Annotated in this window: 15 protein-coding genes and 2 tRNA genes; 4 read left to right on the plus strand and 13 right to left on the minus strand. The window is 39.9% G+C overall.

All coding sequences use genetic code 11. The features are described from left to right. The first annotated feature begins 406 nt into the window (after window positions 1–406). The gene (locus H4J38_RS05770) at window positions 407–1216 is read left to right on the plus strand and encodes an RMD1 family protein (protein WP_220465453.1); all 810 of its coding nucleotides are present in this window, start codon (window positions 407–409) and stop codon (window positions 1214–1216) included. A 393-nt stretch (window positions 1217–1609) separates the two neighbouring features. On the opposite strand, the gene H4J38_RS05775 is transcribed toward H4J38_RS05770, so the two are convergent. The 5 genes from H4J38_RS05775 to mutY form a co-directional block, all read right to left on the minus strand. Continuing rightward, window positions 1610–1685, minus strand: a tRNA-Thr gene (locus H4J38_RS05775). 113 nt (window positions 1686–1798) lie between these two features. Beyond that, a tRNA-Phe gene (locus H4J38_RS05780) sits at window positions 1799–1874 on the minus strand. Between the two features lie 199 nt (window positions 1875–2073). Continuing rightward, window positions 2074–2358, minus strand: coding sequence for a TMEM165/GDT1 family protein (locus H4J38_RS05785; protein WP_220465454.1), 285 nt, complete (start codon window positions 2356–2358; stop codon window positions 2074–2076). Further along, window positions 2359–2631, minus strand: coding sequence for an oxidative damage protection protein (locus H4J38_RS05790; RefSeq protein WP_182130429.1), 273 nt, complete (start codon window positions 2629–2631; stop codon window positions 2359–2361). Window positions 2632–2677: 46 nt separating this feature from the next. Then, entirely contained in the window at window positions 2678–3760 is a 1083-nt protein-coding gene (gene mutY / locus H4J38_RS05795; protein WP_182130431.1) for an A/G-specific adenine glycosylase, read from the minus strand. 285 nt (window positions 3761–4045) lie between these two features. Here mutY and H4J38_RS05800 point away from each other — a divergent pair, with 285 nt between their 5' ends. Continuing rightward, window positions 4046–4936: a prenyltransferase gene (locus tag H4J38_RS05800; RefSeq protein WP_182130433.1), complete on the plus strand. Its 891-nt coding sequence runs from the start codon at window positions 4046–4048 to the stop codon at window positions 4934–4936. 89 nt (window positions 4937–5025) lie between these two features. Here the strand turns inward: H4J38_RS05800 and H4J38_RS05805 are convergent, their stop codons facing one another. From H4J38_RS05805 to H4J38_RS05825, 5 genes are all read right to left on the minus strand, one after another. After that, window positions 5026–5583 carry a NapC/NirT family cytochrome c gene (locus H4J38_RS05805; RefSeq protein WP_182130435.1) on the minus strand — a complete coding sequence of 186 codons (558 nt, stop codon included), beginning with the start codon at window positions 5581–5583 and terminating at the stop codon, window positions 5026–5028. A gap of 43 nt (window positions 5584–5626) precedes the next feature. After that, window positions 5627–6253, minus strand: a complete 627-nt coding sequence (locus H4J38_RS05810; protein ID WP_182130437.1) for a c-type cytochrome — start codon at window positions 6251–6253, stop codon at window positions 5627–5629. 97 nt (window positions 6254–6350) lie between these two features. Continuing rightward, window positions 6351–8501, minus strand: coding sequence for an MtrB/PioB family decaheme-associated outer membrane protein (locus H4J38_RS05815; protein ID WP_182130439.1), 2151 nt, complete (start codon window positions 8499–8501; stop codon window positions 6351–6353). 9 nt (window positions 8502–8510) lie between these two features. Then, window positions 8511–9614: a DmsE family decaheme c-type cytochrome gene (locus H4J38_RS05820; protein WP_182130441.1), complete on the minus strand. Its 1104-nt coding sequence runs from the start codon at window positions 9612–9614 to the stop codon at window positions 8511–8513. Window positions 9615–9616: 2 nt separating this feature from the next. Beyond that, window positions 9617–11824 carry an OmcA/MtrC family decaheme c-type cytochrome gene (locus H4J38_RS05825; RefSeq protein WP_182130443.1) on the minus strand — a complete coding sequence of 736 codons (2208 nt, stop codon included), beginning with the start codon at window positions 11822–11824 and terminating at the stop codon, window positions 9617–9619. A gap of 331 nt (window positions 11825–12155) precedes the next feature. On the opposite strand from H4J38_RS05825, the gene H4J38_RS05830 reads away from it, so the two are divergent. Both H4J38_RS05830 and trmB read left to right on the plus strand, forming a co-directional pair. Further along, window positions 12156–12494, plus strand: coding sequence for a YggL family protein (locus tag H4J38_RS05830; protein WP_182130445.1), 339 nt, complete (start codon window positions 12156–12158; stop codon window positions 12492–12494). A gap of 147 nt (window positions 12495–12641) precedes the next feature. Further along, window positions 12642–13367 (plus strand): tRNA (guanosine(46)-N7)-methyltransferase TrmB, encoded by a 726-nt coding sequence (trmB, locus tag H4J38_RS05835; RefSeq protein WP_182130447.1) that lies wholly within the window; start codon window positions 12642–12644, stop codon window positions 13365–13367. A gap of 135 nt (window positions 13368–13502) precedes the next feature. Here the strand turns inward: trmB and H4J38_RS05840 are convergent, their stop codons facing one another. From H4J38_RS05840 to H4J38_RS05850, 3 genes are all read right to left on the minus strand, one after another. Beyond that, window positions 13503–13847, minus strand: coding sequence for a hypothetical protein (locus tag H4J38_RS05840; RefSeq protein WP_182130449.1), 345 nt, complete (start codon window positions 13845–13847; stop codon window positions 13503–13505). A gap of 134 nt (window positions 13848–13981) precedes the next feature. Next, the gene (locus H4J38_RS05845; RefSeq protein WP_182130451.1) at window positions 13982–14458 is read right to left on the minus strand and encodes a methylated-DNA--[protein]-cysteine S-methyltransferase; all 477 of its coding nucleotides are present in this window, start codon (window positions 14456–14458) and stop codon (window positions 13982–13984) included. Between the two features lie 59 nt (window positions 14459–14517). Continuing rightward, on the minus strand, window positions 14518–15969 hold the full coding sequence (locus tag H4J38_RS05850; RefSeq protein ID WP_182130453.1) for a DNA-3-methyladenine glycosylase 2 family protein: 1452 nt from the start codon (window positions 15967–15969) through the stop codon (window positions 14518–14520). Window positions 15970–16118 lie beyond the last annotated feature (149 nt).

The raw sequence follows: 16118 nt of genomic DNA on the forward strand, positions 1-16118 counted from the left end.
TAACTGCTTTCAACGAACCTGACCCCATTGGTTTTTTAAACATGAATTACGTCTTCAATATTTTTTGTTAAGTTAATTAAAAAATTGATGTTGAACTTTGTTAATAAAAGTGCAAAATCAGGCTAATTTTTTACTTAGGTTCGAATTTTTATTGTTGCTAGATAACGTATATAACGAAAAGTTAAAGCAATATAACTATTCTATAAATCTCATTTTTTAGTGATATAAAACTCACCTCGTGGATAGGATGGTTGAAATTAAGAGTTAATTAGGAATTGAAAGCAGAGTAAAAAATAATACTAAGGCAATTTATTGAGTAAGTGAGACAAGCTAGTGTAGCTTGTCTTGAAAACATATTAATACAGTAATAATAAAGAAATTTAAATGAGTAACCATGGAACAACTAATGACAGATAATAACATCGCATTTAGTGATAATAAGTTATCTATTTACAATTTTGGTGATGATTTTTCATCAGCGAATTCGAATATAGACAAACGCTTTTTTGAAGGCGGAACCCGTTATAGAGACGCAGTGCAAATAGTTGTAGCAACTGGAGAGTATTGGTTGTTTGATTATGGTGTAGTGGTGTTTTGGGCAGTAGATAAAACTGAGCGCCAAGCTTTAATCAACAACCTTAAAAAAGACAATACAACGCATTTTGAAAAAATTGAAGAGCATTTAAGTTTCACTTTTTCTAACGAATTAATGATTAAAAAAGATGTTATTTCGTTGCCAGATCACGATCCTTTAATACGTTTAGCAATAAGCCATGCATTAGCACAATCGAGCAAGCTTATGGAATATGAAGTTCAAGCGCAAAACTCGATAAAAGACTATTCTCATATTCCAGAAGAGTTAGCTAAGTTTGGCAAAATATCTATTAGTCAGAAAGAAATCGCTAAAATTAGAGGGACGTTATTAAGCACTAAAAGCGATATTATTTTGCATTATGGTTTACTAGATACTCCCGACTTTTTTTGGGAATATCCAGAATATGAAGCCACTTATGAACGTATGGCGCGTTATATGGATATACGCCAGCGTGTTGAATTATTGTCGAAAAAACTCTCAACCATTCATGAACTATTTGGAGTGCTAGCTGAAGAACAAAAACATCAACACTCATCATTTTTAGAATGGATTATTATCGTGTTGATCGGCATTGAAATTGTTTTATTTTTTGTGGAAGAATTGAAAGACTTAATGGTTTAATTTACCTGGAATGCTACCTTGCGTATTTCAAGCAATACACCCGAAAAATGTCTTTGTTTAGTGTTTTGCTTGATAACGGAGCAACTAAGTACTTTTTATCGGTGTCGGTGAAATCTGTGGGATTCAGGTTCGTTGAAATATACTGTGTTTATGCTGACTACTGATTTAGTCAGTAGCTCACCACTTCTTGCATGTAAATGAATGAGTAACAAAATCTAGACGAATAAAACCTTAACATCGCTGCTAAGGTTTTATTTTTCACTTTCGGAATGAATGGTGCTGACTGCCGGAGTTGAACTGCTGGGGTTATATAAGCTACTGATTCAATCAGTGTCAGTTTTTATTAAGACAAATAAAAAAGCCTCAACATTGCTGTTGAGGCTTCGTTATGAATGGTGCCGACTGCCGGAGTCGAACTGGCGACCTACTGATTACAAGTCAGTTGCTCTACCAACTGAGCTAAGTCGGCACACGAAAACGTGTGCGATAATTATATTCTATTGAACTAACTATCTTGGCACCGAATCAACATCGGAACTTGTTGATTCTACATTTAACTTAATTAAAAGCTAAAAGTGTAAATGGTGCCTCGACCCGGAATCGAACCAGGGACACGAGGATTTTCAATCCTCTGCTCTACCGACTGAGCTATCGAGGCACATTAACAACCATAATGATTGTCTTGTACATTGTCTTCTTGGCTGTGCCTTGAAGACGGGGCGTATTAAACTGTTTTTCGTTTACCCCGTCAACCCTTTTTTTTAAATAAATGTTTGTTTGCCGTTTTTTTCAACGTATTGTGCTTTTATGGAGCAATTTTGCCGAAGTTTTTCTATTTTTAACACTATATATCACAATCAAGCGGTGTATAAAGTGTAAGCCCCTATGATGATAAATCCGCAGCCGGCGATATAAGAAAGTACTTTTTCGTCAATATAGGCGGATAAAAAACTACCAACTAATACGCCAACAGCCGTTGCAACAATTAATGCAGCAGAGGCTGCGCCAAAAACCATCCATTTACTTACGTCTTTATCTGCAGCAAATAGCATGGTGGCAAGTTGGGTTTTATCGCCAAGTTCTGCGATAAACACCGAAACAAAAATAGTAGCAAATATTTTCCAGTTAATGGCAAATTCCACTTATTTTTTCACAGGTGTGTAGCCTTCAATCTCAGGTTCTTTACCTTCAAACAGATAAGCGACCATGGCTGATTCTAAAAACGCTCTGTCGTCAGCGTTCATCATGTTCATTTTCTTTTCGTTAATCAGCATAGTTTGCTTTTTTTGCCAATGTCCCCATGCTTCTTTACAAATGTTATCAAAAATACGTTTGCCTATTTCGCCCGGATAAAGTTGAAAGCCAAGGCCTTCGGCTTCTTTTTGTAAATTTTGGCAAAAAACGGTACGACTCATAATAAATTCTCTTTTTGTCTAGTGTATGTGTAAATGTGTAAATTAATTAAACAGGCAATTGCTCTAGCTGTTTAATTAATTTTTGCGTTGATGCGGCTAAACCCACCGACGCGACTGTGGCTAAATTGTACCATTGCAATGTGCTATTTTCGCTAATTTCTTTTGCTGGTAGCATTTTACAATCTACAACAATTGCTTCTATGTCGAGATGAAAGTGGCTAAAGGTATGGCGAAATTTATCTAAAGCAAATGTTGTGGTTTGTTTAAGGTTTAATTTAGCTAACAAGTCAGGTAATTCATTAATCTCTGATAACTCTAAAAAACACCATAACCCGCCCCAAATTCCAGCAGGAGGGCGTTTTTCCATCAGCACTTGTTGATTCACACGTGGAATGACCATAATGGTGTGTTTTTCGGGAATCGTTTTTTTCGGTTTCTTTTGTGGGTAATATGCTTGCTCATCGCTGGCATTCGCTAAACAACTGCGATTAATCGGGCAAATTTCACATTTAGGTTTAGATCGCGTGCAAACCATAGCGCCTAAATCCATCATGGCTTGGTTGAACTGTGCTACGCCAACTTTGGGCGTTAGTGCGTCAGTAATCGGCCACAAGGTTTTTTCATATATGGCTTGGCCAGTATGACCTTGCACTTTATAGCAGCGCGCTAACACACGTTTTACGTTACCGTCTAAAATCGCATGATGTTTATTGAGCGCTAAGCTTAATATTGCGCCTGCTGTTGAGCGGCCAATACCGGCTAGTGCGATAACTTCGTCAATATTTTCAGGAAAATTTCCTTGGTAGTCGTCACGTATTACTTTGGCTGTTTTGTGTAAGTTTCGGGCCCGTGCGTAGTAGCCAAGACCGGTCCAGTGATGAAGCACGGTGTCTTCATTGGCATTGGCTAAATCGATAATGTTAGGAAAGCTTTCCATAAATCTTAAATAATAAGGAATAACAGTAGCTACTTGCGTTTGCTGCAGCATTATTTCTGATATCCAAACTCGATATGGAGTTTTGTCTTGCTGCCAAGGCAAGTGTTTTCTACCTTGTAACTGAAACCACGATAAGACTTGGTCACTGAATACTTGGGCAGATTTGGCTGAAATTTTAGTTTTATTTGTCATAGCGGCGCCAGTGTAACTAAAGGGTAAAGTAGACTCAACCAGACAATTTCATCCTTATTCTACAATCGAAAGCATATAAATGTATTTCATCAGAAAAATCAGCTTAAAGTTTGCTTGTGAACATGCTTTAAAACATTATTAATCACTGTTGATGATTAACACTTGGCGAAAGTGTTTTATGCGGCTATAAATAATAAAGCCACTGCGAGCATCGCTCGTTTTTTAACGATAAATCAAATGAATACGAAGTTATTCGCGTTCAAACGACTCAAAGGGCATTTACTTATGCACAGATCAAAAGTTATCGCGACATTTCGTCCACCATTTTTATTACTAACACCAATTTGTGTCGCTTTGGGTTTGGCGCTGGCGATGTTTAACGCAACCGAAACTGATTACCTCTTAGTAGTGGTAGCACTTGTTGGTGCATTATCGGCTCATATTAGTGTTAATACCTTGAACGAATATTTTGATTTTAAAAGTGGCTTAGATTTACAAACCACGAAAACACCCTTTAGTGGTGGCAGCGGTGCTTTACCTGAACATCCTGAGTTGGCTTGGTTAACCTTAATTATTGGCCTGGTAACTTTGTTATTTACTGTGCTCGTTGGTGGCTATTTTATCCATAGGCTAGGCATGATCATTTTTCCTATTGGACTGTTAGGTGTGATGATTATTTTAACCTATACCCAGTGGCTAAATCGTAATCCAGTTTTATGTTTGTTATCAGCTGGCCTTGGCTTTGGCTTTTTGATGGTGGTTGGCACCTATGTGGTACTTGCTGGAAGTTATCATAACCTTGCTTGGTGGGTTGCTTTAGTACCATTTTTATTGGTGAATAACTTGTTATTACTCAATCAGTACCCTGATATGCAAGCAGACCGTGCCGTGGGTCGAAGAACATTCCCGATAGTTTTTGGTATAACTGCTAGCAATTTGGTTTATGCGCTGTTTATGGTGGCCGCTTATGGTGTGGTTTTGGTGTTGGTGCAGCAAAAGCTACTACCGACCTTCAGTTTAATCGCTTTAATTCCGGCCTTTTTAGCGCTGTTTTCGCTAGCTGGGGCGATCAAATATGGTGAAGACATCGCACAAGTGCCGAAATTTATGGCGGCAAATGTAGCAGCTGCTTTACTCACACCGCTATTATTGGCAGTATCTTTGGTTATATCGTGATCTAAGGAGAATTAAGCAGAACAATAATGCGCTTAAACCCGCTACCGTTGGCTGTATAGTATAATCCTTCACCTTTTCTTAAGCTTTGGTTAGGGGAGGTGATGTGCAATGCCCTTATGGCAATCAATACAGGTGTCACCGCTTTCTGCTATTCGTTCCGGGTTATGTTGTTTTTGTGCGCGTTTTGACTGCGCGCTTAAATCCATGGTTTCGAAAGCATGGCAATTTCGACATTCGCGAGAGTCAGTCGCCTTCATTTGTGACCAAACCCGCTCTGCCATTATTTCTCTATGAGCGTTATATTTTTCCGGTGTGTCTATGGTGCCTAACATTTTATGCCAGACTTCCCTGCTGGCTTCGATTTTTCTAACCACTTTGTGGATCCAAGGTTTAGGCACATGGCAATCAGGGCAGCTGGCTTTGACGCCGACTCTATTTTGATAGTGAATGGTGGTTTTGTATTCTTGAAAAGCGTTGTCTTGCATTTCATGGCAACTGATACAAAACTCTTCGGTATTGGTGATCTCTAAGGTCCAGTTAAAGGCACCCCACGCCATGACGCCAAATAGCGCCGCTAAAAGGGCACCGATAGGCAAACCAAATAACCACCATTTTTTACTTGGTATCCATAATCCTTTCCGGTTCATTATATACTCCTCAGCTTATTAAGCTTAGTTGTTGTTGACTGGGTTATTGCTGGCTGGCGTAGAAAGCAATCAAGGCATCCCAATCCCCAGCTTTTAATTGCTCGGTCATTTGGCGCATTTTTCTGTCCATTTCACGACTACCATCAAGGTAATATTTTATCGATTGTTGTAAGTAATGACTGTGCTGACCGGCTAAAATGCCAGAGTCATCGTAGGGATCACTGCCACCGTCGTTGTGACACCTTTTACACTTGCTTTCATGAACGCTTTGACCTTTAGCAACTAACGCTTGATTGAATGTTTGCTTGGCAGCAATAAATGGCTTTTTAGCATAAAAGTTAGCGATTTTTGCAATTTGTGTATCGGTTAATGCATCAACAATTTTTTTCATGTCAGTTGCCGGTTTGCTAGTATCACCAAAGCGATAGCTTGAGGTGACGGCGGGCCGAACACCATCTTTGTATGCAAATAATGTCGATTCGATATATGTGGCAGAAGCACCTGCGATGGTTGGCATATCGGCTTCTGGGTTAAAGCCTTCCTTACCATGACAATCCATACAGTCGGTAATATATTTTGCCGGCGTTGATGCACTACAAAAAACACTACTTACTAGCGGTAAAAATATGATCAACGCTAAGGTTTTCTTATTCATTTTTTTCTTATTCATCTATAGAACTCCTCAATATAAGATAAACATACTTTGTCATACTGGCTAAGTCCCCTATCGCTATGTCCTTTATAGCTAAGCTCAGCATGGCAAAGAGTTAAAATTGGTATGTTAAGCCCAAAATAAAATAATTAACTTGATAATGATGACTAACCGCGCCAAAGGTTAATAAATTATCGACGGTATTAACGTCGACATAGTCAATGGCAAAGTCATCGTTCTCTAACCGCTGGTGTTGATATTGTAACTGGGCTTGTATTTGCGGATTAATTTGATAACTAAACTTAAGGTTAAATTGCTGCCAAACACTGTTTATTTCAGGCAATTTATCTTGGCTTGGGCTGCTTAATGTTGTTGCACTTGAGCCATCAGAGATTATAGCTTGCAACGATAGCGCGAATTTTTCATCTAGCCATTCTTTGATGTCAAGGGTCAGACCAAAACTATCGACCCGCTCTTTAGTGTCGTTACGCCATAATGAGCCATTATCACTGGCTTTGGCTTGAGATCTAATATCTTCAATTTGAAAGTAAGTACTCAGCGTTGTTTTTTCATCAACTTGCCAACTAAGATCAGCGCCATAATGATAGCGATGATTATTTTGTAAGCCTAAGCTTGACGCTTGATAGTTTTGTTTACTTAAGGCACCAGAAATACTAGCGTATAGTTGTTCGTTTAGCGCTTTACTCAGTTGCATGCTGAGTTTGTTTTGCACGCGTGCGGCAAGGTTGTAGCGCTGTAATAAGGGGTTTTCATCGCTTAGTTGTGTGCTTAAGCGCATCGGCAATTGGGCATCGCGATTAAAATGGCTGGCACGAATAGTTAATTGCGCGCCCGTCTCACTTTGCAGTAATAATGAGCCAGTTACGCCTTGATTGTCTGTTTTATGTTTGCTGATGCCTTGTTCGGTTTTTGAGCTTTGACTGAACTCAATGCTGGCTTGCTGACTGGGTAAAAATCGCCAAAAAGTTGCCAAGGATAACTGTTGTTTTTTAGTGTCATACAGCGTGTTTTGCAACGGCTCTGAGAGGTAAGTTTCGCTAAACACTGGTGTGAAGATAAATTGTTCACTTTGATTGTCGCGTTGATTAAATTGATATTTAGCTCTAAAAGATAAACGGCTAGACCAGCGAGAATAAAAGCGCAGGGCATAATCTGTGGTGGCTACTTTCGCGTCAAAGTTATTACTTGGTAAGCTTTGCTGTAAAAACGCATTGCTGGAGTAGGGCAACAGGCTGTTGTTCTGACGCATTTGTCCAAATGCCGCGTATAGTTTTAAAGAACTCGCTGGCAGTAGCTGATAATTTACCTTAAGCCGGATTTTATAAGCATGATTATCGGGGTCATGAGCAATTTCTGCCATTTCAGCACCGGCCACATAACTGGAAAATGGATTTTCATAATGTATTGATTGATACTCATTGCTAAAACGCGATAAAAAGTACGATAAATTAATGTTTAAATCGTTAAATTGGTAGCTGAGTTGAGCATCTATTTGCTCTGTTTGCTCATCTATTGCCAGTGGTAAGTAACTCGCATTTAATATTTGCGCAGCAGAAAATTGCTCAATGCCTGATTTTTTAAGTTTTTGATAATTAATGGCATAGTCTAGGTGCTGATCGGTAAAATAGCGCCAACTTAGGGTTAATTTTTGCCAATCGACACCGCTATTGAATTGACGCCAAGTTGTGGTTTCAAGTGTGCTGGTGCGTTGATCTAAATATTGCCAACTATCGGGTAACAATAAGGTGTTATTTTGTTGCTGAAACGGCGTTAATAATGCAGGGTTTTGGCGCAATGGTATTTCTTGATAAGCGAAAGCAAATTGATAGTGGCCATAATAGCCCAGTTTAGTGGTTAGTTTTAACGCATCTAAACCCGCATTATCGACTGAAAGTTTGGCATAGTTTCCTTCTTCAGTGAGATAGTTAACCTTAGTGGATAAAAACAAGTTATTGTTCGACTCGATGCCAGAGTAATGGCCAAAATGATAAGCATCGTCAGACAAGTAGCCGAAATTAACCTGAACATTGCCGGAAAAGGTCTTGGTCTTTGGACAATATTCACATTGCCAATCAGCATTAATCTGTTTTAGTTCTGTTGATGCTGCAGTTGAAGTTGATGTATGGCTTGCTATGCTTTGTTCTTCACTTTCTTTCTCCTTTACATCCGCATGAGCAAAGCTGATTCCCAAACTCAAAGCTAATAAGGTTAATATTGAAATTATCGACAGTGATAAGTGCTTCATAATGTGCTCCTAGCGTTGCAACCGTGAGCCAGAAGGATGGTTTGAACCATGAACTTTCGAATGACAATTATTACAACTGCGGCCAAGCAAAAAGGCCGAAGGTGATTGTTGTGGCAAGCTTGAGGAGCCAAAACTAAAACTTGGGTGACCTTGAGAGCTATGGCAATTTTGGCATAAATACGGCGCCCGTTGTGTTAGTAAACTTGCTTGATTACTGCCATGAGCTTGATGGCAATTAAGACAACTGTCAGTGACGGGTTCATGTTCCCACAAAAATGGTCCACGCTTTTCTGCATGGCATTGAAAGCAGGTTTCATTGACGGAGTCGGCGATTAATAGGTTATCGCTATTACTATCATGAGGTTGATGACAATCGCTACAGCCCATTTGTCCGCTGCGTAATGGATGTGTTGAGGCGCGATGAGCCATCAGTTTTGCATTTTTATGACATTGACCGCATTGCTCAAGCTGATTACTTTTAGTTAATATTGGATCTTCACTAACATGAATTTGGTGACAATCATGGCAAGTTAAATTATTGGCTTGGTGGCTGCTGCCTTGCCAATGTGTTGCTGCAGACTTTTGGTGGCAAGATAAGCAAATGGCCGATTTTTCTTCGGAGGCAATGTTATCTCGCGCGCTAAAGGCGATCATCGGCGCGCGCTTCTCCCCTTTACGTAAGCGTTTTACTGCATGCTCACCAACAGCGCCATGACAAGCTTCACATTGTAAGCCGGTCGTTGAAAACGGTGCATTCTTGCTGTCCTTAGTACCATGAGCCGAATTAAAAATGGCCATTACTGGAAAGTTTGAAGCTTGGTCGTGACATTGTAAACAGGTATCGGCACCATCTTTAGAGTAGTGTTCTGCCTCGCCTATTTCTTCGGCAGAGAAGGCTAAATTGCTATAAAAAATTGCTAAGCAAAATGTCATCGTTAAGCAAAATTGGCTAACTAGAATGCCATTTTTTGCTAGCATTTTCATACAGTCATCTACACTAGCTTTTGTACTTAAGCTACTGCGAATAAGGGCACTGGCATCAAACCATGTTACTAGCTTCTGCTCGTGCTTGAATGCGAGTTGTTTCAATAAGGTCTTTGCTGCTATTTGCACTGCTATTTCACCCCGTGCACGACTTTGACATCGCTGAGTGCGCCATCACCATGACAAAAAGCACAAGTTTCGACCACGTCAAAGTTGTCGATTGCGTCTTGGCTGGTACTAAAAGATGCGCCGCCATTTTGCAGCATATGTGCTTTTGATAAAGGGTCGTCATGACATGACGAACAAACCGCTGCCGTTGGCGTAACTTTCAAATCATCTGCTCGCGCAGCTAAGCTTGCGCCGGTATCAATTGTTGTGCCTTGTACTTGCGGCTGTAGTGGCAATTGATAACTGTCATCGACATGGCAGGCTTGGCAATTGTTTAATTTTCCCGGGTAGGTGACAGTACTAAAGTCATGTTTTGAATTACCAAAACCATAAACAATAAAGGGTTTCTCTCGTTTTCCACTGGCGTGGATTGCGTGGATCATATGCTTAAAATCAACTGATTGTTCTTTTAAACCATCAGATGGGGATGCAGGGCGACGATTTATGTCGGTAGCGCTGGGGTTGTGACACATTAGGCAAGCGGGGATGTTGTCATTGCGGTTATCGCCGTGCAGACTTAAATTAACATGGCAAGCTTGACACTGCTCAATAGTGACCACCTCACGTCTAGCTATCGCGCTAAAGTCGGTAATCGTAAAATAGCTCACGGCCGTTTTTACCGGCACTCGATCGGTAAAGCTGCCATCATTATCTAAATCAACGGCCGGGTGGCCTTCAAGTGCTACCGAACCAGAGCCTTTTTGACCTGTAGGGATGGCGGTTGTCGAGGTTACGGTAAAGCTGCCATCGCCATTGTCAAAGGCGCTGGTTAATGGATTTAACGATAATGCACTAGCGACTAAAGCTCCTGTGCCTTCGTTGCTATATTCTGTTGTACTCCAAGCGATATCAACGGCAATGCGTGAGGCTCCACCGCCAGCGGTAAACTCTGCATCATTTAAAATGTCATAGGCGGCATCGGCCGCTGATGGATTAGTAATGGAAAAAGTCACTTTAGGAAATTCATTTGGTGCGGTATTAGTCACCGATAAAATATTAAATTTAAAATTATTAGCGGCAATTTGTCTGGTTATTTGATGTGAATCGGCAATGCTGCCAACAAAAGCTCCTGCTCTATGACAGACACTACATTCACTATTATCGGTCATTATACCGCCCGCATGACCACCGGATTTTCCTAAGGCAAAATCAATATCGTCGTGACATGAGCCGCAGGCTGCTATTGTTGGAGTGCTTTGCCAATTCGCCGTATTTGGTGTTGCTGGATCTGAGCTGTCATGGCATTTGCTACAATTGCGAATATCCATCGGCAAGGTGACCTCAGAATAATCATGCTTAGTATCTCTAAAACCCCAAATCGCATATTCATTGCCGGCAACAACGCTAGGTAACTGCTCACCACGATGAATTTTATGCACCATCACCGTGTAATCAAGGGTATTGCCACTGTTGGCATCAAAGCTTCCAGGATTATGACAAGTGACGCACAACTTGCTCTCAACCCGGCCACCACCGTGCAGAGCTAAGCCATCATGGCAAGTATTACAGCTTTGGGTTTTAACTATTTCTCGGCTAAAAATATCGCTGGTTGCGCCATCAGCAGGTCGCCAATCATAAATTACATTGGTTACCGGTTGCTCATTGCCACTGATTTGAATCGCCAGTCGATGGCTTAACTCTGGCTGATAAGTTACGGCTATTGGGCTAGTTATTTCACTGATATTGTTACTAAAGGTATAGCTATAACTACCATCTTGATTATTGGTTAAAGTGCCAGTACGGTCTTGGGTCGCTTGAATTGTGGTCTCTGTGCCAGGTCCGTTACCATCGGCGTTTTCAGTGTTGTTAATATAGCTTTGCCACGCACTACTGTTACCGTTGGTACCAGGAATTAATTTAGCCAGCGAAAAGCGTGGTTCGGATAGATTAACCACAGGTAAGCCTACTTGATCGGCGACGGAGAAATTTACTACCGTAGTAGTGTCAATGGCGATTGAGTTTATCGTTACCGTTAAAGCGGTGGCGTTGGTGGATACTTCGGGAATAATTACAGGGACTGGCCCTGGTTCGCCAGGAATACCATTTTGACCATCTTTACCATCACTACCGCAAGCTAATAGTAATAAGCTGAGTAAAACAGTCAGTAAAATAATCAAGCCTTTTTTTAACCATAAAGGTGGTTGGAAACTGGAGTATTGAGCATTGGCCATGAAGTTTATCCCAAGAGAAAAGTCATTTTTATTATCAAGCAATTATTATTATGGCCGCTATAAAGAACAGCTAACGCCCTGATCTAAAGATAGTACAGCAAAGCAGTTTCGCGAATATTGTTAACATTTTAAAGCGTATAAACGCGGTTAAAGGCAGCAAGCTTGATCTAGATCATATTCGTTGTGCTGATCGATATAATTGCTCGTACTGGACAATGCTCATACTATTTTAAAATTTTTTTAGTTAAGTTATTGGCAAACACCGCGCTTAGTACTAGACTGCCGAACAAAACCAATATTCACAGTTTTAGCAGCAATGACGGGAAGTAAAATGAAAATAGATGCAAAAAATCGTAGTAATCGTTTACGTAAAAAATTACGTGTTGATGAGTTCCAAGAATTAGGTTTCGATATTGCTTGGAAACTAGATGATGGCACTGACAATGAAACAGTAGATGCATTTTTAACTAAGTTTTTCGACGAAGCGATCGATCCAAACGGCTTAGGTTTTGGCGGTGAAGGTGATACCTTGTGGCATGGCTTAATTTGTACTCAACAACTAGGCAAATGTACTGAAGAACATCGCCAATTAGTAGAAAAGTGGTTAACGGATAATGGCGCAAGCTCAGTTACCGTTGGCCCGTTATATGATGTTTGGTGGGCAGAGTAGTCCTTAGCAAACTAATTTAACTTAAAGTTAGTATACGGGCGTAAAATTAGATCTTGATTGGCATTAAGCCGTGATTGAAATTCAGTCATTAAACAAGGATAATATGCGCCCTAATTTCGATGACGAAACTAAATAATAGATAGCATTATGACTGACAGAAACCACAAAACCGTTGAACAAGCAGAAAAAGAAGGCAAGTACATTAGAAAAGTACGCAGCTTTGTTAAGCGTGAAGGCCGCCTTACTAATGGTCAAGCAAAAGCTTTAGAGCAGTTTTGGGATACTATGGGATTGAACCATCAAGATGGATTAATTGATCCTAGTGTTTTGTTTGGTAATGACAACCCTGTTGTGCTAGAAATAGGCTTTGGCATGGGTAAGTCGTTAGTTGAAATGGCCAAAAATGCGCCTGAACTTAATTTTATTGGCGTTGAAGTTCACCGCCCAGGTGTTGGCGCATGTATTGGTTTAGCGCAAGAAGAAGGCGTTAAAAACCTTCGAGTATACGAGCATGATGCTATCGAAGTTCTAGCTGATTGTCTTCCTGCTGAATGTTTAACAACGGTTCAGTTGTTTTTCCCTGATCCTTGGCATAAAAAGAAGCATCACAAACGTCGTATCGTACAAGCAAGTTTTGTTGAAGCTATTCGTGAAAAGCTGAAAGTTGGTGGTGTTTTTCACATGGCAACTGACTGGGAAAATTACGCGGAATGTATGTTAGAAGATATGACATCTGCGCCTGGCTTTAAAAACTTATCAGCAAACAATGATTATGTACCGCGCCCGGATTCACGCCCGTTAACTAAGTTTGAAGACCGAGGTCAAAACTTAGGTCATGGTGTTTGGGATCTGCAGTTTGAAAAATTAGCTTAATGAAGCTTATCGTTTAGCTAGTTATGACATTTAGCCAGCAAAAAAAAACAATGAGTTAACTGTTTTAATAGTTAGCGAAGAAAAAGAGCGTATACGCTCTTTTTTTGTAGGTGAGACTTTAGTGTGTAAATAGTACTAGCGGTGCAATTTATCTCGTTCAATATGAAATAAATGCTGGCTGTTACGTAAATTACCTGTTTCTTTTAACCATGGCTCATTAATGATTTCTCGCATTAACGCTGCTTGTAAAACTCTGCCAGCTGAAACGCTCCAATAGTTAATGGTTGCTTCTTGATGGGCAAGGGTATTAGGAAGTTGCTCTGAACGAGTTTTGGTCATTTCGTCAATAATATCGGCAATAACTTTTGGTTTTAGCTCTTGAATTATCTGACGTTTAAATTGGCTAAAATGCTTAGCCCGCATAAGCTGCCAAATTAGCCAAACTAAGAATATGACTGCGATTACAACAATTATTTCCAAAACTATACTCTAGTATTTCTATTAAATATCGGCGTTATCATAACAGTATTTATATCTCGTCCAAATTGTTTTTCATTTGGTTTAAGTGATGATTTGATTTATAAATCGAGCATGGTACTCATGTTGCGAATATTTTAAGGTTTAAATTGTGCACCTTCGTGCATTAAGAGCTTTGCCTTTAATGCTAAGCCGCCTGCGTAGCCAGTTAACTTGCCGTTACTGCCGATAACTCTATGACACGGCACTATTAGTGCAATAGGGTTTGCGCCATTTGCGGTGCCAACAGCGCGAACCGCTTTTTCATTATTAATACTTTTTGCGATCCAACCATAGCTTTTAGTATCACCACAGGGTATTTCGGTTAACGCTTGCCAAACCTTTTTTTGAAAGTTAGTGCCTTCAGGGGCTAAAGGAAGATCAAAGTGCTTTCTGTTACCGGCAAAGTATTCGGTTAGTTGTTGAATTACTTCTGTGAACTTGCTGTTATTTTCGGTTAAGCCAGTAATTGTGATAGGCGACTGTCCTGTTTGAAAAGCGAGTGCGCTTAAACCTTTTTCGTTTGCGGTTAAGACAATTTCACCCAATGGTGATTGATAAGTACAATAATACATTTAGAACTTCCTCGGTTTTGGTACTGGTATTTAGGTCGAACCTTCTACTGAGATTTATACTAACATTGTGCGCTTTGAATTTTAGGTGCTAACGACTGCCATAAATATATAGCGGCGTAGGCACGCCAAGGTCGCCAACACTCTGCTAACGCTAGTATATTTTTGTTTTTTGGTTTTATTTCATCAATAGTTAAGGCTTTTATAATGCCTAAATCAGCACTTGGAAAAGCATCAGGATCGCTTAACCCCCTCATACCAATATAATTTACGGTCCACGGTCCAATGCCTTTGAGTTTTGTTAATCTAGCCTCTAACTCTTCAATCGTTAAGCCTTGGGTAAATATACTGTTATGTTCTTGAAAGTAGGCAACCCAAGTTTGCAAAGTGGCAATGCGAGAGCGAGTTAACCCTATCTCTTGGTAATCTACATTCATTAGTGCAGCAACACTTGGAAAGTACTTTGCAACATTAATATTTTCAGGTTGTTCGATATCAACAACATTATCACCGTACTTTTCTGCGATGCGTTGCGCCAGTGTAGTTGCGCCTTTTACTGATATTTGTTGGCCTAATATTGCTCGAATAGAAAATTCAAAAATATCCCAACAGCCGTGTAATCTTAAACCGGGAAATTGCTCAATAACTAACGCTAATTTAGGGTTTTTTATTAAATGTTGATGAATTAATTGCATATCGGCGTCTAAGTCGAACATGCGACGAACGCGGGCGATAATTTGATTTAGAAAACTGTAGTCAGACAGTTTAACTGTTAAATTTAAGGCGCTCTTATCTTGATGATGGGTGACTTTTATCCAGCCACGACAGTCTTCAAGTTCGACGGTTCTAAAATAGTGTTCAGTGCTAATATCCTCAATATTGCTCATTTTTCTTGAGCGGAAAAAACTCAACATTAAAGGCCAATCAAAAGGTGCTTTATAAGGTAATAAAATGGTTACTGGGTGATCAGAACTCGTTATTTTATTACCTCGGATATCACTGGGCGTGGTTTTATAAGTTTGCATTATGACCTCATTAAAACGGCGTATGCTATTAAAACCGGCTGCAAAAGCAACGTTAGTAATGCTTAAATGTGTTGAAACTAGCAGTTTATGCGCAAGTAATAATCGCTGCTGATGAAAAAACTCACTCGGCGGTAAACCATAATACTGCATAAATAAACGACGAATTTGTCTGTCGCTAATAACGAGTTGCTCGGCACATTTTTGCAAACTGTAATTATTTTCGTAGAAGGCTTGAGTAATTTGTTTTATTTTTCTTGGTAAGGGCAGATTTGGTGCTAATTGGGGGAAACAGCGTTTACAAGGACGAAAACCTGATTGTTGAGCAAGCTCGGCGCTTTCATAGTATGTTACGTTTTCAGGTTTTGGTGGTCTGGCAGGGCAAATGGGGCGACAGAAAATACCGGTAGTAATAACAGCGGTAAAAAACTTGCCATCAAAGCGAGCATCACGGCTTAACCGTGCACTTTCACAAATCTCTGCACTTAACATATTTTTCCTATAATCATGGTTATAGCCTTTAACATCATTATTAACTTTTGATTGATCATACTTCAGGCAATGTAAATGACTAGCGATAATCGGACAAGGCCTAAAATATAAATTTGATTGGTATTTTTAAATAGTTTGAGTAAATGTGG

The sequence above is a fragment of the Colwellia sp. BRX10-3 genome (assembly GCF_014077505.1).
GTDB lineage: Bacteria > Pseudomonadota > Gammaproteobacteria > Enterobacterales > Alteromonadaceae > Cognaticolwellia.